Below are 18,274 nucleotides of genomic sequence, written 5' to 3'. Positions count from 1 at the left end.
CGCTCTAGGGTTCCCCCGTGACTGCCTTTACCGATGAGACCGATGAGAACACGCCCGGCCGTTACGGCCCCACCGCCACCACCGAGGCCGACCCTCGCGAGGTGGGCCGGGTGCACACGGAGTACGCGCCCGCGCACGACGGCGACCCGGACCCCGGGGAGATCGTCTGGACCTGGGTGCCCTTCGAGGAGAACGACGGCCGGGGCAAGGACCGGCCGGTGCTGGTGGTGGCCCGGGAGGCCGCCGGGACCCTCCTTGCCGTGCAGCTGACCAGCAAGGCGCACGACGGCGTCCGCGACTGGGTGGCCATCGGCAGCGGCCCCTGGGACCGGTCGGGCCGGGACTCGTGGGTGGACGTCGACCGGGTGCTGCGGCTGCACCAGGACGGCATGCGCCGCGAGGCGTGCGCGCTGGACCGGATGCGGTTCGGCCTCGTGGTGCACCGCCTGCGGGAGCGCTACGGCTGGAGCTGACGCCGGGCCGCGCCCCACGGCGCGCACATCACCCGGTCGGAGCAGCACCGGACACGGGGCGCGGAGCGCGCGCGGGACTCCCGTGAGGGCGGCGGACCCACGCGAAGGCACGGGGCCCCAGCACCGCGGGTGAGCGTCGGAAACATCGCGCATACGGAGATTCGGCGCCACGATTGTCGCGATTTGCATCCTTGTGCGAATCGGTCGGAGGGTTTTGGCTGGGACGGTGCGGCCCCGGCCCGGCCCTCCGACCGCCGGGCCGGTGGCATGGTGGAATCTCAGGAGGATCCCGACATGTCCGATGCGCAACGCCCTTCGGCGGGCGGCCGTACGGAGTTCCGTACCGCCGTCTCCGAAGCCGAGGCCGAGGCTCTGGTCAGCGGCATCTGCTTCAAGACCGGACCGCCCCGCACCCTCGGGGTCGAAGTGGAATGGCTCGTCCACGAGCTGCGCTCGCCGCGGCTCCCCGTGACACCCGAACGTCTCGAAGCGGCCTACGCCGCACTGCGGACCATGCCCCTGAGGTCGGCGTTCACCGTCGAACCCGGCGGCCAGCTGGAACTGAGCTCGCCGCCCGCCGCCTCCCTGATGGAGTGCATCGGTACCGTATCCGCCGACCTCGACACCGTCCGCGCCGTACTGGCCGGGCACGGACTCCGTCTCGTCGGTGTCGGCCACGATCCCTGGCACACCCCCCGCAGATTCCTGCGCGAGCGGCGCTACGACGCCCTGGAGGCCTGCCTGGACCGCGGTGGTCCGGCCGGCCGGCACATGATGTGCGCCTCGGCGTCCGTGCAGGTCTGCGTGGACGCCGGCCACGAGGAGCCCGGACCACTCGGCCACGGGCGCCGCTGGTGGCTGGCGCACCACCTGGGCGCGGTGCTGGTGGCCGCGTTCGCCCACTCCCCGCTGGTGGCGCGGCGGCCCACCGGCTGGCGCTCCACCCGTCAGCTCATCTGGATGGAGATCGGCCCTGGCCGGGCCGGCGCCCCGGCACTGAACGGCAGTCCCCGCGCCGCCTGGGCCCGCCATGTGCTGGACGCGCCGGTGATGTGCGTACGGCACGAGGACCGGCCGTGGGAGGTGCCCGACGGGCTCACCTTCCGCGAGTGGATCGGATCGCGCCGGCCGAGGCCGCCGACCCGGGAGGACCTCGACTACCACCTCACCACGCTGTTCCCGCCGGTGCGGCCGCGCGGGCACCTGGAACTGCGCATGATCGACGCGCAGCCCGGCGACGACGGTTGGATCGTGCCGCTGGCGGTCACCGCGGCGCTCTTCGACGACCCGGAGGCGGCGGAGACCGTCTACCGGGTGGTGAAACCGCTGGCCGAGCGGTCCGGACCGCTGCCCGCGCCGCACAATCCGCTGTGGGCCGAGGCGGCCCGCTCCGGGCTCGCCGACCCCGATCTGCGCGAGGCGGCCGTCGCCTGCTTCGCCGCCGCCCTGGGGGCCCTGCCCCGGCTCGGCGCCACCACCGAGGTCACGGACGCCGTCGCGGCGTTCCAGGACCGCTACGTACGCCGGGGCCGCTGCCCCGCCGACGACCTGCTGGACCGACTGCGCGGCGCGGAGCCGCCCCGGCCCGGACTGCGCACCGCCCGGGCAACCCCCACCGCCCACGGGAAGGACATCGCGCCATGACCGATCCCGCCCGCGACGCCGGGACACCCGACGCAGAGACCTTCGGCACCGAGACGTTCGGTCCGGAGACGTTCGGTCCGGAGACGTTCGACGCGGAGACGCTGCGCGAGCGCGCGCTGCGCTCACTCAGCACGGCCCGTGACCGCACCACGCTGCTGACGAGCTGCGTGGAGGAGCCCGACCTCACCGCCCAGCACTCGCCGCTGATGTCCCCGCTGGTGTGGGACCTCGCCCACATCGGCAACCAGGAGGAGCTGTGGCTGCTGCGGGCGGTCGGCGGCCGCGAGGCGATGCGCCCCGAGATCGACAGCCTCTACGACGCCTTCGAGCACCCGCGCGCCGAACGCCCCTCGCTGCCCCTGATGGCCCCCGACGAGGCCCGGGGCTACGCGTCCGAGGTGCGCGGCCGGGTGCTGGACGTACTGGAGTCCACCGCGTTCCACGGCACCCGGCTGACCGAGGCCGGCTTCGCCTTCGGCATGATCGCGCAGCACGAGCAGCAGCACGACGAGACCATGCTGATCACCCACCAGCTCCGCCGGGGCCCGCAGGCCCTCACCGCGCCGGACCCGGATCCGGCCCCGCCGTTCACGGGTCCGCCCGAAGTGCTCGTCCCGGGCGGCCCGTTCACCATGGGCACCTCCACCGAACCGTGGGCACTGGACAACGAGCGGCCCGCGCACGTGCGCGAGGTGCCGCCGTTCTGGATAGACACCACCCCGGTGACCAACGCCGCCTACCAGACCTTCGTCGAGGACGGCGGCTACGGCGAACCCCGCTGGTGGGCGGCGGAGGGCTGGGCCCACATACGGCAGCACGGCGTCGACGCGCCGCTGTACTGGCGGCGTGAGGGCGGGCAGTGGCTGCGGCGCCGGTTCGGTGTCACCGAGGCCGTACCGCCCGACGAGCCGGTGTTGCACGTGTGCTGGTACGAGGCCGACGCCTACGCCCGCTGGGCCGGACGGCGGCTGCCCACCGAGGCCGAGTGGGAGAAGGCGGCGCGCCACGACCCGGTGACCGGGCGCTCGACGCGGTACCCGTGGGGTGACGCCGACCCGGCGCCGGAGCACGCCAACCTCGGTCAGCGGCATCTGCGCCCGGCGCCGGCCGGCAGCTATCCGGGCGGGGAATCACCGCTCGGTGTACGGCAGTTGATCGGGGACGTGTGGGAGTGGACGGCTAGCGACCTCCACCCCTACCCGGGCTTCACCGCGTTCCCGTACAAGGAGTACTCGGAGGTGTTCTTCGGGCCGGAGTACAAGGTGCTGCGCGGCGGTTCGTTCGCAGTGGACCCGGTGGCCTGCCGGGGCACGTTCCGCAACTGGGACTACCCGGTCCGGCGGCAGATCTTCTCCGGGTTCCGCACGGCTCGTTCGGAGCGTGGCTGATGTGCCGTCATCTGGCGTACCTGGGACCGGAGGAGCCGCTCGGCCTGTACCTCGTGGAGCCGCCGCACAGCCTGTACCGGCAGGCGTGGGCGCCCCGGAACCAGCGGTACGGGACAGTCAACGCCGACGGTTTCGGGGTGGGTTGGTACGCGGAGGGCGACCCGGTGCCGGCCCGCTACCGCCGGGCGGGTCCCGTCTGGGCGGACCTGTCCTTCGCCGACCTGGCCCGGGTCGTACGCACCTCGGCGCTGCTGGCCGCGGTGCGGGACGCGACCCTCTCGGGCGCGGACGCGGAGGCCGCGGCGGCGCCGTTCGCCGCGGGCACCTGGCTGTTCAGCCACAACGGCGCCGTCACCGGCTGGCCCGACTCGCTCGCCGCCGTGTCCCGGTCCCTGCCGCCGCGGGACCTGCTGGCGCTGGAGGCCCGCACCGACTCGGCGCTCGTGTGGGCGCTGGTGCTGGCCCGGCTGCGCGGCGGCGACGAGGAGGGGCAGGCACTCGCCGACACCGTCCTGGAGGTCGCGGCGGCGGCCCCGGGCTCGCGGCTCAACCTGCTGCTCACCAACGGCGAGACGATCACCGCGACGGCCTGGGGCGACAGCCTGTGGTACCTGGCCGAGCCCGGCCGCCGCACGGTGGTGGCCTCCGAGCCGTACGACGACGACCCGCACTGGCGTCAGGTGCCCGACCGCACCCTGCTCGCGGCCAGCCGCACGGACGTCCTGCTCACCCCGCTCAAGAACCCCACCGAGGACCTGGCATCCGCACGATCCGAGGAGCCCCGCACGTGAGTGAGTTCCACATCACCCGCACCCTGCCCGAGGACGCCATGGCCGCCGCACTGCGCGCCGACGTCCTGAAGGGCCTGACCTCCGACCCCAAGACGCTGCCGCCGAAGTGGTTCTACGACGCGCACGGCAGCGAGCTGTTCGAGCGGATCACCGAACTGCCCGAGTACTACCCGACCCGCGCCGAGCGGGAGATCCTCGCCGGCCGCGCCGCGGAGATCGCCGCCGCGCTGCCCGCCCGCACCCTCGTCGAACTGGGCTCCGGCTCCTCGGAGAAGACGCGCCTCCTGCTCGACGCGCTGCCCCGGCTGCACACCTACGTCCCCGTCGACGTCAGCGACTCCGCACTGGAACAGGCCGGACGGGCCCTGGCCGCCGAGCGGCCCGGGCTGAACGTGCACGCGCTGATCGCCGACTTCACCGCGGGCCTGGCCCTGCCTCCCTCCCCCGGCCCGCGGCTGGTGGCGTTCCTCGGCGGCACGATCGGGAACCTGCTGCCCGGCGAACGCGCTGAGTTCCTGGCCGCGGTGCGCGCCCTGCTCTCCCCCGGCGACGCGCTGCTGCTCGGCACCGACCTGGTCAAGGCCGAGGACGTACTGGTCAGCGCGTACGACGACGCGGCCGGGGTGACGGCCGCGTTCAACAGGAACGTCCTGAACGTGGTCAACCGCGAACTGGGCGCGGACTTCGAGACGGACGCCTTCGACCACGTGGCCCTCTGGGACCCGGCGAACGAGTGGATCGAGATGCGGCTGCGCTCCCGCACCGAACAGACGGTGAAGGTCCCCGCGCTCGACCTCGCCGTCCACTTCGCGGCGGGCGAGGAACTGCGCACCGAGGTCTCGGCGAAGTTCCGCGAGAACCGGGTGAGCGCGGAACTGGCGGCGGCGGGACTTGAGCTGGAGAGGTGGTGGACCGACGGGGAGGAACGCTTCGCGCTGTCGCTGAGTGTCGTGGCGTGACGGCGGTGGGCCCTCCGGGCCTTTGCCCGGAGGGCCCGGAGGGCCGTGGGCGGCTAGCCCAACTGCACGGTGATCCGCTGTGAGGCCTGGCGAGCCTCCTTCGACGGGTCGCCGCCGGAGAGGACCTTCGTCATGTAGTCCTTGATCGGGTTGTCGGCCTCGACCGTGGCCCAGTCGGGCGTGTTGGGGGTCGCCCGGCCGTGTGCGGCGCCCGCCGCCATGGCCGCGACCCCCTCCTCGCCCGCGACGGCGGAGGCGAGCTTCGGCTTGTTGGGGACGTAGTTCATGGTGCGGGCCAGTTCGGTGTCCCACTTGGCGCCGGTGAGGGCCGCGACGACGGCGACGGCGCCCTCCCGGTCGGTGGTGTTCCGGGGCACGACGAGGTCGGAGCCGCCGGTGAACACCGTGCCCGGCCGGGCGGCGGTCTTACCCGGCACGGGGAAGAAGCCCAGCTTGTCCTTGAGGTCGGGGTTCTTCTCCACGATGGTCTGGGCGAGTCCGGGCACCGCCACGATCTGGGCCACCTTCCCCTCGACGAACACCTCCGCCTGGGGCGGGTGTTCCTCGTCGGCGTCGACCGGACCCCGGCCGAGCGACTGGAGTTGGCGGTAGAACTCCATGCCGCGCAGCGCGGGCTCACTGTCCAGGGCGCCCTTCCATCCGCCGTTGGTCTCCTCGGCGAGGTCGCCGCCCTCGTCCCAGATGAACCCGGAGAGCGTGTACCAGTCCTGTCCGGCGAGGTAGATCCCCTGGTTGCCGCCGGAGTCGAGCTTCTCGCCGGCGGCGAGCCACTCGGCGCGGGTGCGGGGCGGCCCGGTGACGCCGGCCTGCTCGAACAGGTCCTTGCGGTAGATGACGACCCGGTTGGCCGCGTACCAGGGGATGCCGTACTGGGAGGAGTTGTCCAGCCCGGGCTCGGCCAGGCCGGGCAGCCAGTCCTCCATGTCCCAGTCCCGCATCGACTCCAGCGTCAGATTGGTCAGCCTGCCGCCCTTGGCGTACTGCGCGACCTGGGTGTTGCCCACCTCGATGACGTCGGGGCCGTCCCCGGCGCGGTCCGTGAGCGCGGTCTGCACCTTCGGGCCGATGCCGGTCCACTCCTGGATGCGGATGTCGAGCCGCAGGTCGCCATGGGTGCGTTCGAAGTCCTCTGTGAAGCGGTCAAGGAAGTCCTGGGAAGCGCTGCCCTTCATCATCCACACGGTGACGGTCTGCCGCCCGCCGCCGCCCTGCGACAGCACACCGCAGGAGGAGACCAGGAAGGAGGACGCACACAGCAGAGCGACGAGGCGAGGTCTCACGAGGGGTCCTGTTCTTTCCGAGGCACAGGGAAGGGGCCCGACGTGGGGGGACGAGCGGGGGCTCGCACGGGTGTGTGCGATTTTGGTATGGACCAATGCCCGGGTCAAGTGATGTCCGGCTTGCCGTACTTCTTCGTCTCGCGCCCCGCCCCGGCATACGGCACGGTGGAGTGACCCGCGCCACACGTGCGCCCGGAGGTCGTGACGCCCCGGGCCCGCGTCACCGGCGCCGCCCGCCGAGAGGAGCCACCCTCATGACCGACCACACGTACCGGGTCACGGAGATCGTCGGCAGCTCGCACGAAGGCGTCGACCAGGCCATCCGCAACGCCATCACCCGCGCCTCGCAGACCCTGCGCAATCTGGACTGGTTCGAGGTGACCCAGGTCAGGGGCCAGATCGAGGACGGGCGGATCGAGCACTACCAGGTCGGCCTGAAGGTCGGCTTCCGGCTGGAGGAGGGCGACTGACGCACCCGCGTCCGTCATCCTCGTACGTCAGGTACGTCCCTCGGTCTCCTGCGCGGTCCTCAACTCGGCGGACGGCGCGGCCCAGCGGGCGCGCAGGACCCGGAACCCTGCCTGCTCGGCATCCGCGCACACCAGCTCGTCGTCGTCCACGAGGACGCGGATCTCCCGGCCGCGGGCGAGCCTTCGCAGGATCTCCAGCTTGGTGCGGCGGGCCGGCCTGCGGTCGCTGTCGCGCCGCATGTGCACGTGGCCCTCGGGCAGCCCGTGGGCGGCCAGCCAGTCCAGGGTGTCGCGGCGGCACCGCTCCGGCCGCCCGGTGAGGTACACGATCTCGCACTCCTGCGCGCTCCGGCGGGCCAGCTCCACACCCTGTCGGATCGGCGGATCCTCGGGCGCGGCCGCGAAGAAGCCGTCCCAGTCGCGCGGGCGGCTCTGGAGGAAGCGCTGCCGGTGCGCCGTGTCGGCGAGGGTGTTGTCCAGGTCGAACACGGCGAGCGGCCGTCTGCTGCTGTCCGTCACCCCGCCAGCGTAATCGGGCCCTCCCCCGGGGGCCCGCGCACGCCGTGGACCCTAGGGCCTCTCGTTTGGATCATGCCGGGCTCGCGGGCCCTGGCACCGCACCTCGCCGCGTTGTCGTCGGTTGGCAGGGCTCCGCCCTGCCGCCCTCCTCCGCCTTGCGATCCACGGCACCAGACCCCGCTCCCTGATCCGGCCTGATCCAAACGAAAGACCCTAGCCGTCCGGATGCGGGCCGCCCGGCCGCATCCCATGCTGGGTACATGCCCGGAGCACTGCCTGTGATCGTGCACCCGCCCTCCCCGACGGGCGGGCGGCGCGTCCGCGTGAACGGCGAGATCCTGGGGCTTGCCTACAGCGTCGCCGACGTCGCCGAGTTCCTGCGCCGCGCGGGGCTCGACGTCGACCCCGTGGAGGTCTCGGTCTCCCCGCTGATCGACTGGCGCGGGGGCGGCCCTGAGTACTGGGGCCCCGAGCCCGACAACACGCGCGGCTGAGCGTCGGGGCCGCGTTCGGCGCGCTTCAGGTCGTTTCCGTCACGCGCGTCGTCCGGATGGTGACTCCGCCGCCCGCGCCGACGGCGGCCACCACGGCCTGGTGCAGTTCCCGGCTGTGCCGCTCGGTACGGCAGGGCACGGGGCTTCCGGTGAGGGTGAACCATTCGGAGGTGCCGGTGTACCCGACCGTCACGTCGGCCTCGTTGCCGTCCCAGGTGGTGTGGACGGTCAGATTGCCGGTGACGACCCCGGCCTCGTCCGTTCGTACGCCGCCCCGGCCGGTGAAGACCCCGGGGGTGGTCCAAGATGCCCAGGCCATGCCGTCAACCTTCTTCCCTGCTCCTGCGCTCGGGTCCCGCGCACTTCCACGGTCACCCGGCAGCCCCCCGTGTGTCATGGGGCCACATGGCCTCACCGCACGCCGTCGGCCCCATGGAAGGCGCTCGGCACGGGACCGGATCGCGACCGGCCGGTCACCGCCTCGATCACGGCACCTGTCCGGTCGCTCATGCCTCACCTGCCTCGGATCCCGTACCTTCAGCTTGTCTTCCACATCCGCCCCACGCACCCCGGCCACAGACGGGGCCCGTTGTCAGTGCCGGTTGGGAGACTGCCCGGCATGATCGAAGCAGACCCGAAGGCGAACCTTCTCCGCTATCTGCAAGACGCCCGTGACGCCCTGCTCTGGAAGCTCGAAGGGCTCTCGGATTACGACGTACGCCGCCCTCTGACCCCCACCGGCACCAACCTGTTGGGGCTGGTCAAGCACGCCGCGGGCGTGGAACTCGGCTACTTCGGCGACACGTTCGGACGGCCGTTCTTCAGGGGGGACCCGCCGCCCTGGTGGTACACGGAGGACGCCGAGCCCAACGCGGACATGTGGGCCGCCGCGGACGAGTCGCGCGAGGAGATCGTCGGGCTCTACCGGCGGGCCTGGGAACATGCGGACGGGACGATCGCGCAACTGCCGCTCGACGCGACCGGTCGGGTCCCGTGGTGGCCGGAGGAACGGCGAGAGGTGACCCTCCACCACATCCTGGTCCGCGTGCTGTCCGACACCCAGCGGCACGCCGGCCACGCCGACATCGTCCGGGAACTCATCGACGGGACCGTAGGCCTGTCACAGGGCGCCGGCAACATCCCTCCGGGCGATCGCGTCCGGTGGGAGAACCACCGGCGCCGCCTGGAGCGCACCGCACGGGAGGCGGGCAAGGGCTGAGAGGGCGCTGATCCCGCTCGGCTGTGCTGGGACAGGCGCCTGAGCGTGAACGCAAAAGGCAGCCCCGCCTTCGCACGAACGAATTATGCGAAGGCGGGGATGCGCATGTCCTTCGACTCAGCATGTTCGCGGTCACGGACGACGGGACGCTGATTTGCGTCCCACGGCATCCATGGGCTGGAGTACCCCCAGCCGTTGCAGCTCGACGACATGCTCCGCCGCGCGTCGAGGTGCTTCACCACCGCTCACAAGGACTCCAGCCTCGATGTTGCGTCGTGATGCGGACTCAGTGAGATTGGCGCTGCCCACGAAGAGGGTGCGACGGTCGGCGACCGCGAGTTTCGCGTGCTGACGTGACCGGACATGCGCGGACCGGTCACGTGCCCAGTGCCAGAGACGCAGGCCGGGTACGGAGGCGAACGCTTCGGCCGGTTCCCGCCCCGAGAGAAGACCGCGCGCGCCGGCCAGTGTCTCGACCACGATGTGTGTCTCCACGCCCCGGGACGTGGCCTCGGCCAGAGCACGCGTCAGCGCCGGGTACGGGCGGGCCGCGTAGGTCATGGCCAGCAGCTCCTCGCGGGCCTGGTCGATGACCTCGACGAGTACCTGGGCTGTGGCACGCACCGGGACGGCCGGTGTCGAGGGCCCGCTCCACACGGTGCGGACCTGGACGGTGTCCCGCGCCCGCAGCAAGGCGGCGACATATCCCCGCACATAGGCGGCCGCCTCGGCCTGCGGGACCGACTCCGCTTCCATGGCGTCGTACACCTCGGCGACGGCAACACCGACTCCCGGGGTCGCGAGCTCGGCCAACGCCCTTTCCTTGGAACGTCGTTGCGCCAGCAGGCCAACCAGGTCCTTGCCTCGGGACAGTCCGAGGGCCGCCACCGCGGCCTCGACGGCGGCCTCGAACCGGTGCCGGCTCACGGCAGCAGGCCGGTCGGCGTCAGCACCGGTTCCTTCTCACCGGACAGCGGAGCGAGGAAGCGGCGGTCCAGGAACCGGTTGCCGCGTTCGCAGGTGGTTTCCGACACGAAGAGGCAGACGTGGCACGCGGCTCCATGGAGGTAGTCCTCGGGGTCGTGCGGCAGACGCTCGGAGCAGAGCGGGTCGGCAGAGCAGTGCCCGGCATCCGCCAGGGCACGTCGTACGATCCGCTCGAACTCACGCTCCTCGGCGAGTGAGACCAGGCCTCCGAGCGTTCCCTCGGAGTCCGGAACGGCCGTGTAGATGAGGATGCCCGTTCGCGGGTTCTGGTCGTCTCCCGCGTAGATCCGCTCGGCGAGGGAGGCCGAGTTGTAGCCGCACTCCAGGGCGATGGTGCGGATCAGTAGATGGGAGAGGGTGTGCAGGGCGATGTACCTGGGCCCAGGCCAGCCTTGGTGGGGGTCGAAGTCGCTGGTCATGCGGTCCGACTTGCGGTTGACGCGGAAGCGGCCGTACGCCTCCCGATGCGCCTCCATCTGCGGTGACTTCTCCATGCGGGCAACCCAATCTGCCATCAGGTCGTCCCGGAGCCGCAGGAAGATGCCCTCGCCGCGCACCTCACTGGCCGGTACCCACCTTTGTCTGCCGCGGGACAGCTCCACGCGGGTGGCGATCTCCGGCGACTCGGGATCGGGGGCGTCGAGCCGGGTGAACCCGATCAGGGCGCGTGCCTCGCGCAGCCGCTCGACCTGACGGAGGTCGGAGAAGAAGTCGCCCAGGTGGGCGGGAACGGCGACCTGGCGCAGAGCGAAGTCGTCGCTGGGCGTCGGGACGGGGCCGGAAAGCGCGTCCCATTCAGGGCCGAAAAGATCAGCCTGGACCTCCGGTGCGGAGGGTGCGGGCCCCTCACTGCCCTGCTTGCGCGCCACGACGGCCGCGAAGACCGCATCGGCGTCGAACTCCTTCAGGAACCCGTACGCGGGCAGGCCGGCCATGAAGTCGAGCTGGCCCCGGTCCGTGATGGTCCGCAGTTCGGGCCAGTGGTCTTCGAGCAGCTTGTCGATGTCCCCGCCCTGTCCCTTGGGCAGGGCCAGGGCGCTGAGGGTGAGCGGGAACCACTGGTTGGACGCGCCCGCGACCATGAGGACCGGGTCGCGGTCGCATCCGTTCGGCTCGTACGTGCCCAGGTGCGGGTGGCGTCCACGGCACTGCGGCAGTTTGCGGCGGCCTTTCTCACCCATGGCCTCCCGGATGTTGCGCTTGCCACCGCAGGCCACACACTCGATGGTCACGTTGGCAGCCTGGTTGCCACCGTGGTCCTTCATCCGCAGCTTCGGGCGCGGCATCCTGCCACAGGGCCGTCCATGGTGGACGTAGGCGGTGTAGGGGAACTCGTCGAGGTGGCCGTTCGTGCAGACCAGGGTGAAGCGGGCGGCCACCGCGAGCGGCTTCCCGCGCTTGCAGTCGTGGACGAACCGTGCCTCGTGCGGTGCCCGTGGATTGGTGTTGACGAAGGCGAACTCGTCGGAGTCGACCGCCGCCAGGATGTTGCAGGCGGTGCAGCGCAGCCACTGGGGAAACGGTGCGACGGGCACTCCGACTCCCTGGGCGGCGAAGCCTCTGGGGTCCGTGTCCCCGCCCTCCAGCCAGGGCGCGGCGCGCAACTGGTCGATCTGGCCGCGCCCGTAACGTTGGAGGGACCGGTTGACGGCGGCGCGCAGCCGGGGTTCGTCGATGTCGTAGTCGGTGACGCCGGAGTAGTTCCAGGAGTCGAGCCCCCTGACCAGGACGGAGAAATTCGGCATGTCGACGAGGGAGCCGATGCCGGCGGTGAACATCAGGTGGCTGGGGCGGACCGCGCCGACCCTGCGGTTGAGGTTGCTGCTCATCGCTGTGCCTTCCTGGCCGGGGCGGCGGTGGAGCCGTATTCGTCGCTGTCAACGACGACTTCCATGTCGTGATCGGTGTCCGGGCCGGTTTCGGACGCGCCGAAATTCCAGTCGGGGCCGGCTCCCGAGGGTTCGTCGAGGAAGCCGCCACCGGGAACCAGAAGGTTGATCTCGTTCTCGGTCTCGCGCATGGACATGCCGACGGTCAGCTCGGTCCACCGGGTGCCGTCGGCCCGCTTCAGCAGTCCGTCCACAGTCGTGGTCTTGTGCTTCTCCTTGCGGTAGCCGAGAGAGGAACTGCTCTCGTCACGCTTGCGGCGCCATTCGTCCTTGAGTCGTTCCAGTCGTTCGCTCAGGTACTGCCGGGCGCGGTCATTGCCGACGCGCTCGGCTCGTTCCAGGAACCGGCGCTCGACGTCCTGGGCGATCGGCCCGTCCAGATCGACGGTGTGGGCGTCCAGGTTGCGGGAGGCGTCGTACGCGGCGTGCCGCAGCGCAGCGACGTATGTGGCGGCGACGCCCCGGTCGAGGGCGCGGCGGGTGAACGGGGTGACCGACAAGGCCTCGACCTGGCGGTAGAAGGTGGCGTGGTAGTTCTCGAAGTCCTCGAAGTGGGCGAGATCCCTCGGGCGTGACCAGTTGTAGAGGGTGACGACGAGACCGGGGCGGGCAGCGTCACGGCCCACGCGCGAGGACGCCTGGATGTACTCGGCGGTGTTCTTGGGCTGGCCGACCACCAGCATCAGACCGAACCGGGAGACGTCGACGCCCACTTGCAGCATGGAGGTGGCGAGGACGACGTCGACGGCCTGTCGGACGCTCAGGGTCATCCTGACGCGGGGTTCGCGCTTCTCCTTCACAGCGACCGCGTACTCGCGGAGGAACGCGCGACGCCGCACGGAGGTGTCGCGCTCGGGGTCGAACTCGGTTTCCAGGCGTTTGAGCGCGGCGCCGATGTCGGCGGAGGAGATGCGCGAGGTCAGTTCCTGGATGTTGAGCATGCCGGCCTTGCTGACGATGCGTTCGGCCAGGGTGTCCTGGCCCTTGCGGCTGCCGTTGGAGCGCACGCGGGTGGTGATGTCGTCGTCCATGTACCGCCGCATTCCCGCGAGTTCGCGGGTGGCGTTGAAGTAGCCGACGAGGGTCATGTAGGGGTCGGCCGGTCTGCCGTAGTCGTCGAAGAGCTGTTGCGCCGCGAGCAGCAGGATCTCGGCGACCCGGATCTCCGCGGCCTTGAGGCGCGTGCCGTGCGCGCAGACGCCCAGGTAGCGGCGGCCGGGGTTCTCACGGCTCAGCTCCACCTGGCGGGAGAAGAACGTGTCACCGACGTCCAGGACCTGCGGCGGGAACACGGCGACCTTGCGGCCGAACACGCCCAGCACCTGGTCGGCGGCCCGCTTGGTGGTCGCCGTCGATGCGACGATCTTGGGCCCGACCTCGTGGCGGTCTCCCCGGGCGTCGGTGAAGCTCCAGGTGCACAGCTGGTCGACGGCGGCTTCGAAGAGACCGACGGTGGTACCGAGCGCGCCGGAGATGAGGTGCAGCTCGTCCTGGATGATCAGGTCCGGCGGACGCAGACGGGTGACGGGTTGCGCGGTGACGCCGGGAAGGCTGCCCTTGGCGTTGTGGCGGCCGCCGCATCCGGTCTTCGCGTCGAGGTCGTCGTGGCGGTAGCCGTGCCGGGGACACAGCTCGGTGACCCTGCCGAACAGCAGCCCGGCGTACCCGTTCCACGGGAGCTGGGCGAACTTGTCCACCGTCGCGATCAGCAGTGACGGGGCGAGGCGGTAGATCTCCTCGTCGACGGTGAGCACGGGAATGCCTTCCCCGGGCGCCTCGCGCCGCGAGAAGGGGCAGCGGTCCTCCCCCTCTCCGCGCGGGCAGTACAGCAGAACCCGGCGCCGTCCCTCGTCGTACTCCATGTGCGCGCGTGCGGTCAGCCCGGTCCCGCACCACGGGCAGGTGAGCACTTGGAGCACCCGGGCGTGCTTGTCGCTCGCGCTCTCCCGGGCCTCGGCGATCTGTTCCTTGGCCTCGTCGAACCAGTTGGGCGAGACGGAGGTTCCGACCCAGAGCCCGATGCGGAACGGGGTGGCGCCCCAGCGGACGTCCCGTACGAACTCCTCCCGGCGCAGCACCTCGCACGCGCTGACCAGGGCCGCGGCGCGCTGGAACTGCTGTGCGGTCAGCAGGCGCAGGGTGTAGCGCATGAGGACACCCACGCCCGCCTCGCCGCTGCGGGCCTGCGCTCCGGAGCCGACCGTGCCCTGCAGACGGCGCAGCGCGAAGGTGTAGGCGGCCAGACCGAGGTATGCCTCGGTCTTGCCACCACCGGTCGGGAAGAACAACAGGTCGACGAGTGCTTCGCGGCCGGTGCCGCGGTGTGGGTGCCCCGGACGGCTGAGGGAGTCCAGGTTCAGCAGCACGAAGGCGAGCTGGAACGGGCGCCAGCTGGCCGCTGCCTTGCCCTTGGCATGGATCTCCTCGTACGCCTCCAGGTACGAGGCGGGATCGTCCTCACGACCGGCTCGGGCGGCGGCTACGGCGGTGTTGCGGCGCTGGAGTGCCATGGCCCGGTTGGCGAACCGGAAGGCGTCGAGGGCGGTGTCGTCGGCCACCAGCCGGTCGATGCCGAGCGTTATCCGGTCGCAGATCTCCAGCGCCTGCTCGATGGCGGCTTCGGCCGATTCCCGTAGGTCCTCGGGGAGCGAACGGGCGTTGCGCCGCTGCTGTTCGAGCCAGGTGCCGTAGCCGTCGGCCAGCGGGGCGAGAGCGGCGCTGAGTTCGGTCCGGCGGGTGGGCACCGCGAGGACAGCAAGTTCGTCCATGCCCAGTTCAAGCCCGCGGAGCAGGTCCTGCTCCTCCACGGTCGGTGCGGTGGTGGCCCGGGCGTCGTACTCGGGGAGCCAGGTGGTCGTCAGGCGGTGGGCGTTGCGCTCGCCGTCGCGCACGTGGGCGTGCACGGCCACGTTGCGGCCATTGGCGTGGCTGAGGCTGTCCCGGTAGAGGAGGCGGAGCCGCCGATCCTCGGCGTCCTCGGGCGCGTTCTGGCGGTTGGCCGGATCGAGTGGGTCGTCGACGGGGCGGAAGACGGCTGCCTGGTCGTCGGGAAACGCGGTGACGTCGATCCCGGTCTGGAACAGCCAGTGGGCGTCGCGGGCTTCGCGGCTGTCCTGCTGCCGGTTCACGAGGGCGAGTTCGACGACACGCAGGTCCTCGGCTCCGGTCCGGCCCGTGTGTCGTCGTACCTGTACGTCCAGGACGACCACGTCGCCCTCGAGTTCACGTGTCCGGTTCCCTGTGCCGGTCACATCGACGTCCACCACATGCCGGAAAGGCTCGCGCGACCAGACCCGGCGGGTCGTGCCCCGGTCCGTCGCCTCTTCCGACTGCGTGTAACGCCCCCAGCAGACCTCGACGGTGAGCGTGCCGACCGAGGCCGGGACCGTGAAGGACAGTCCCATGGACGACGCCCATATGTGGCCGGCGGCCTGCGGGCTGAGCCGGTCCTGGAGGCCGGTGTCGTCGCCTTCCTGCTCGTCGCCCGAGTCACTGTCCGCGCTCTGGGCGGCCGCGCGGGCGATACGGTCGGCGGTGACGGTGTCGGGCCGGGGCCCGAGCATGCCCACGAGGTAGCGGTCGCGCGGTCCGGAGGACCCACCCGGCAGGGTCTCTGTCTCTCCGTCCCAGGGCCCGAGCAGGTCGCGGCGAATGTAGGTCACCAGTCCGTCCCGCACCGTGTACGAGTCCCCGGCGCGAAACGTCTGGGGAACTTCGTCCAGCGGGTGCGGGACAGCGGCCTGGGCTGGCTGGGCCGGCATGAGAAGGATCCTTCCGGACGGGTCCGATGGGCGCGAACGCGGATTGCTCCGAAGCCATGAGCAATATAAGACGTTGACTCAGTTCACACAACGATTAGGGGAGGCTCCATGGCTCGACTCCGAACCGGGTCTCTAGTCTGGACCCCGACCGCCGTCCGTCAGCGACCCGAGGATGCCCATGCCCCGCCTCGCCCTCTCCGACGACTTCGTCGCGGACCTCATCTCCCTGCAGAGACCCGTCCAGAAGGAAGTCGGCGACGCGATCCAGATGTTCCGGAGCATGACGGTTCCCCAACTCCACGCCAGCAAGGGCATGCACCTGGAGAAGCTCGAGCGGTCGCGGGACCCCCGGATCCGCACCATCCGCATCACCAAGTTCTACCGCGGTGTCCTGCTGGCCCCCGACGACGGCAGCGAGCTTTTCATCCTGCTCAGGGTCGCTCCCCACGACGAGGCCATCAACTGGGCCTGCAAACGCGCCTACTCGGTCAACGGCGCCACCGGAGGCGTGGAGGTGCGCAACGTCGAGGCGCTCGAACAGATGGAGACCTATTTCGAGACGAAGGCGGTCGCCGTTCCGACGCGGCTGTTCGCGGACCACTCCGACACCGTGCTGCGCGATCTCGGCATCGACGAGCAGGTCCTGCGCCTCGCCCGGGTCTGTGTCACCGCCGAGGACCTGACGGTCATGGCACCGCCCATGATGCCCGCCGACCAGTACGAGGTGCTGTGGTTCCTTGCGGACGGCTGGTCGGCCGAGGCGGTCTGGGAGCAACTGATCGCTCCCCGCGGGCAGACGGTCCGCACGGCTGAGGAGCGGCCCGCGGTCACTCTCAGCGAGGCGATCCTCAACACGCCCAACCGCATCGTGGAGGTGACGGGTCCCGGCGAACTGGAGCGCATCCTCGTCGAGGATTTCACCCGCTGGCGTGTCTTCCTCCATCCCGCACAGCGACGCCATGCCTACCACCCCGGCTTCAACGGCCCCGCCCAGGTCACCGGCGGCCCCGGCACCGGCAAGACCGTGGTCGCCCTGCACCGGGTACGGCACCTGCTGCGTACCGGTCTTGAGGGCGAGCGCATTCTGCTCACCACCTTCACCAACGCCATGGCCGCCGCGCTGCGGGACAACCTGGCGCTCCTCCTCGGCGACACCGACGCACACCTGCTGGACCGCGTCGATGTCACCACGGTGGACTCCCTGGCGGCCCGGGTGGTCCGGGAGGCGCGCGGCAGCGCCCCGAAGCCCCTGTCCTCCGCCGCCGAGAAGAGCGCCTGGACCCGCGCCATCGGACGCGAGGAACTCCCGTGGACCGAGCAGTTCCTGTCTCAGGAGTTGCGCAATGTCGTCCTGGCCCAGGGGCTGCGCACCCCCGAGGAGTATCTGCGCTGCGTGCGCAGGGGACGGGGCACTCAGGTCGGGCGGGTGCAACGGGCGCGGCTGTGGCGCGTCATGGAACGGTTCACGGTGGATCTCGCCTCGCGTGACTCGGCGACGTACACCCAGCTGTGCGACCAGGCAGCCCGGATTCTGACCGAGGGCGGTCCGCGCTACCGCCACGTCGTCGTGGACGAGGCCCAGGATCTCCATCCGGCACAGTGGCGGGTCCTCCGTGCCTGCGTGGCTCCCCAGTCCGACGACATGTTCCTTGTGGGCGACCCGCATCAGCGCATCTACGACTCCCGGGTCTCGCTGCGGTCGTTGGGCATCGGCGTCCGTGGGCGTACGGCACGGCTGCGCGTCAACTACCGCAGCACCGAGCAGATCCTGCGCTGGTCCACCGCGCTTCTCGATGGTCAGCCGGTGGGCCGGCTCGGTGAGGACGACGAGGAGGACGGCGGCCGCGACTCGTTGCGGGGCTACCGCTCCGAGCTCCATGGGAGAGTTCCGGTGGCTCGCGGACACGGCAGCCAGGACGACGAACTGCGGGCCCTGGTCGAACAGGTCCGGACCTGGATCGACCAGGACGGTGTCAAGCCGTCCGAGGTGGCGGTGTGCGCCCGGTTCAACACACTCGTGGACGCGGTCATCACTCGTCTGCGCCGGGAGCACATAGCGGCGGTCGCGGTCAAGGACAATCCGGGTCCCGACGTGTCCGGAGTCCGCGTGGCCACCATGCACGCGATGAAGGGGCTGGAGTTCCGGTGTGTGGCCGTCGTGGGAGTGACGTCGAGCGTCCTGCCGTTCGCCCCGCAGGTGACGCCTGCCGACGTCGACCCCGTCCAGCACCAGTCGGATCTGCTCGCCGAGTACTGTCTGCTGTTCGTGGCGTGCACGCGGCCCCGGGACGCGTTGGCCATCTCGTGGAGCGGTGAGCGCAGCCGCATGCTGGATCCGGTCACCGGCTGAGTGGCCGCGCGGCCCCGTCGCCCGGCACC

The 18,274-nt window shown here is 71.1% G+C and carries 15 protein-coding genes; 9 read left to right on the top strand and 6 right to left on the bottom strand.

Annotation, left to right across the window (positions count from 1 at the left end; translation table 11 throughout):
• The first annotated feature begins 17 nt into the window (after positions 1–17).
• The 5 genes from CG719_RS21665 to egtD all read left to right on the top strand — a co-directional run bounded on the left by CG719_RS21665 (position 18) and on the right by egtD (position 5,255).
• Positions 18–473 (top strand): type II toxin-antitoxin system PemK/MazF family toxin, encoded by a 456-nt coding sequence (locus CG719_RS21665; RefSeq protein WP_100570309.1) that lies wholly within the window; start codon positions 18–20, stop codon positions 471–473.
• Positions 474–767: 294 nt separating this feature from the next.
• Complete coding sequence (gene egtA, locus CG719_RS21660) at positions 768–2,117, top strand: ergothioneine biosynthesis glutamate--cysteine ligase EgtA (protein ID WP_100570308.1); 1,350 nt, start codon at positions 768–770, stop codon at positions 2,115–2,117.
• Positions 2,114–3,505: an ergothioneine biosynthesis protein EgtB gene (egtB, locus tag CG719_RS21655; protein ID WP_100570307.1), complete on the top strand. Its 1,392-nt coding sequence runs from the start codon at positions 2,114–2,116 to the stop codon at positions 3,503–3,505. Before egtA ends, egtB begins: the two co-directional genes overlap by 4 nt.
• Positions 3,505–4,296, top strand: a complete 792-nt coding sequence (gene egtC / locus CG719_RS21650; protein WP_100570306.1) for an ergothioneine biosynthesis protein EgtC — start codon at positions 3,505–3,507, stop codon at positions 4,294–4,296. The genes egtB and egtC overlap by 1 nt, the downstream gene beginning before the upstream one ends.
• Entirely contained in the window at positions 4,293–5,255 is a 963-nt protein-coding gene (egtD, locus tag CG719_RS21645) for an L-histidine N(alpha)-methyltransferase (RefSeq protein WP_100570305.1), read from the top strand. The genes egtC and egtD overlap by 4 nt, the downstream gene beginning before the upstream one ends.
• Before the next feature lie 53 nt (positions 5,256–5,308).
• Here the strand turns inward: egtD and CG719_RS21640 are convergent, their stop codons facing one another.
• On the bottom strand, positions 5,309–6,556 hold the full coding sequence (locus CG719_RS21640) for an extracellular solute-binding protein (RefSeq protein WP_100570304.1): 1,248 nt from the start codon (positions 6,554–6,556) through the stop codon (positions 5,309–5,311).
• A 254-nt stretch (positions 6,557–6,810) separates the two neighbouring features.
• Here CG719_RS21640 and CG719_RS21635 point away from each other — a divergent pair, with 254 nt between their 5' ends.
• On the top strand, positions 6,811–7,026 hold the full coding sequence (locus CG719_RS21635; RefSeq protein ID WP_100570303.1) for a dodecin: 216 nt from the start codon (positions 6,811–6,813) through the stop codon (positions 7,024–7,026).
• A 27-nt stretch (positions 7,027–7,053) separates the two neighbouring features.
• Here CG719_RS21635 and CG719_RS21630 read toward each other — a convergent pair whose 3' ends face one another.
• Positions 7,054–7,545: a phosphatase domain-containing protein gene (locus CG719_RS21630; RefSeq protein ID WP_100570302.1), complete on the bottom strand. Its 492-nt coding sequence runs from the start codon at positions 7,543–7,545 to the stop codon at positions 7,054–7,056.
• Positions 7,546–7,805: 260 nt separating this feature from the next.
• Here CG719_RS21630 and CG719_RS21625 point away from each other — a divergent pair, with 260 nt between their 5' ends.
• Positions 7,806–8,039 carry a hypothetical protein gene (locus tag CG719_RS21625; protein ID WP_100570301.1) on the top strand — a complete coding sequence of 78 codons (234 nt, stop codon included), beginning with the start codon at positions 7,806–7,808 and terminating at the stop codon, positions 8,037–8,039.
• A gap of 25 nt (positions 8,040–8,064) precedes the next feature.
• Here the strand turns inward: CG719_RS21625 and CG719_RS21620 are convergent, their stop codons facing one another.
• The gene (locus CG719_RS21620) at positions 8,065–8,358 is read right to left on the bottom strand and encodes a hypothetical protein (RefSeq protein WP_100570300.1); all 294 of its coding nucleotides are present in this window, start codon (positions 8,356–8,358) and stop codon (positions 8,065–8,067) included.
• 300 nt (positions 8,359–8,658) lie between these two features.
• Here CG719_RS21620 and CG719_RS21615 point away from each other — a divergent pair, with 300 nt between their 5' ends.
• Positions 8,659–9,258 (top strand): DinB family protein, encoded by a 600-nt coding sequence (locus tag CG719_RS21615; RefSeq protein WP_100570299.1) that lies wholly within the window; start codon positions 8,659–8,661, stop codon positions 9,256–9,258.
• Between the two features lie 132 nt (positions 9,259–9,390).
• On the opposite strand, the gene drmC is transcribed toward CG719_RS21615, so the two are convergent.
• The 3 genes from drmC to drmA are packed head-to-tail and all read right to left on the bottom strand — an operon-like array spanning position 9,391 to position 15,895.
• Positions 9,391–10,185, bottom strand: a complete 795-nt coding sequence (gene drmC, locus CG719_RS21610) for a DISARM system phospholipase D-like protein DrmC (protein WP_100570298.1) — start codon at positions 10,183–10,185, stop codon at positions 9,391–9,393.
• Entirely contained in the window at positions 10,182–12,074 is a 1,893-nt protein-coding gene (gene drmB, locus CG719_RS21605) for a DUF1998 domain-containing protein (RefSeq protein ID WP_100570297.1), read from the bottom strand. The genes drmC and drmB overlap by 4 nt, the downstream gene beginning before the upstream one ends.
• The gene (gene drmA / locus CG719_RS21600) at positions 12,071–15,895 is read right to left on the bottom strand and encodes a DISARM system helicase DrmA (RefSeq protein WP_199836712.1); all 3,825 of its coding nucleotides are present in this window, start codon (positions 15,893–15,895) and stop codon (positions 12,071–12,073) included. The genes drmB and drmA overlap by 4 nt, the downstream gene beginning before the upstream one ends.
• 178 nt (positions 15,896–16,073) lie before the next feature.
• Between drmA and CG719_RS21595 the strand changes: the two genes are divergently transcribed.
• Positions 16,074–18,245, top strand: a complete 2,172-nt coding sequence (locus CG719_RS21595) for a UvrD-helicase domain-containing protein (protein ID WP_100570296.1) — start codon at positions 16,074–16,076, stop codon at positions 18,243–18,245.
• Positions 18,246–18,274 lie beyond the last annotated feature (29 nt).

Source organism: Streptomyces sp. CB01373, from assembly GCF_002803075.1.
Taxonomy (GTDB): domain Bacteria; phylum Actinomycetota; class Actinomycetes; order Streptomycetales; family Streptomycetaceae; genus Streptomyces.
Note: the sequence above shows the minus strand (reverse complement) of the source record. Positions and strands in the feature narration are given on the sequence as shown.

Bases quoted from the DNA above. Each gene is read 5' to 3' on its own strand.
- egtA (WP_100570308.1), top strand. From the start codon at position 768: ATGTCCGATGCGCAACGCCCTTCGGCGGGCGGCCGTACGGAGTTCCGT.
- egtB (WP_100570307.1), top strand. From the start codon at position 2,114: ATGACCGATCCCGCCCGCGACGCCGGGACACCCGACGCAGAGACCTTC.
- egtC (WP_100570306.1), top strand. From the start codon at position 3,505: ATGTGCCGTCATCTGGCGTACCTGGGACCGGAGGAGCCGCTCGGCCTG.
- CG719_RS21635 (WP_100570303.1), top strand. From the start codon at position 6,811: ATGACCGACCACACGTACCGGGTCACGGAGATCGTCGGCAGCTCGCAC.
- CG719_RS21625 (WP_100570301.1), top strand. From the start codon at position 7,806: ATGCCCGGAGCACTGCCTGTGATCGTGCACCCGCCCTCCCCGACGGGC.
- CG719_RS21620 (WP_100570300.1), bottom strand. From the start codon at position 8,358: ATGGCCTGGGCATCTTGGACCACCCCCGGGGTCTTCACCGGCCGGGGC.
- CG719_RS21615 (WP_100570299.1), top strand. From the start codon at position 8,659: ATGATCGAAGCAGACCCGAAGGCGAACCTTCTCCGCTATCTGCAAGAC.
- drmB (WP_100570297.1), bottom strand. From the start codon at position 12,074: ATGAGCAGCAACCTCAACCGCAGGGTCGGCGCGGTCCGCCCCAGCCAC.
- drmA (WP_199836712.1), bottom strand. From the start codon at position 15,895: ATGCCGGCCCAGCCAGCCCAGGCCGCTGTCCCGCACCCGCTGGACGAA.
- CG719_RS21595 (WP_100570296.1), top strand. From the start codon at position 16,074: ATGCCCCGCCTCGCCCTCTCCGACGACTTCGTCGCGGACCTCATCTCC.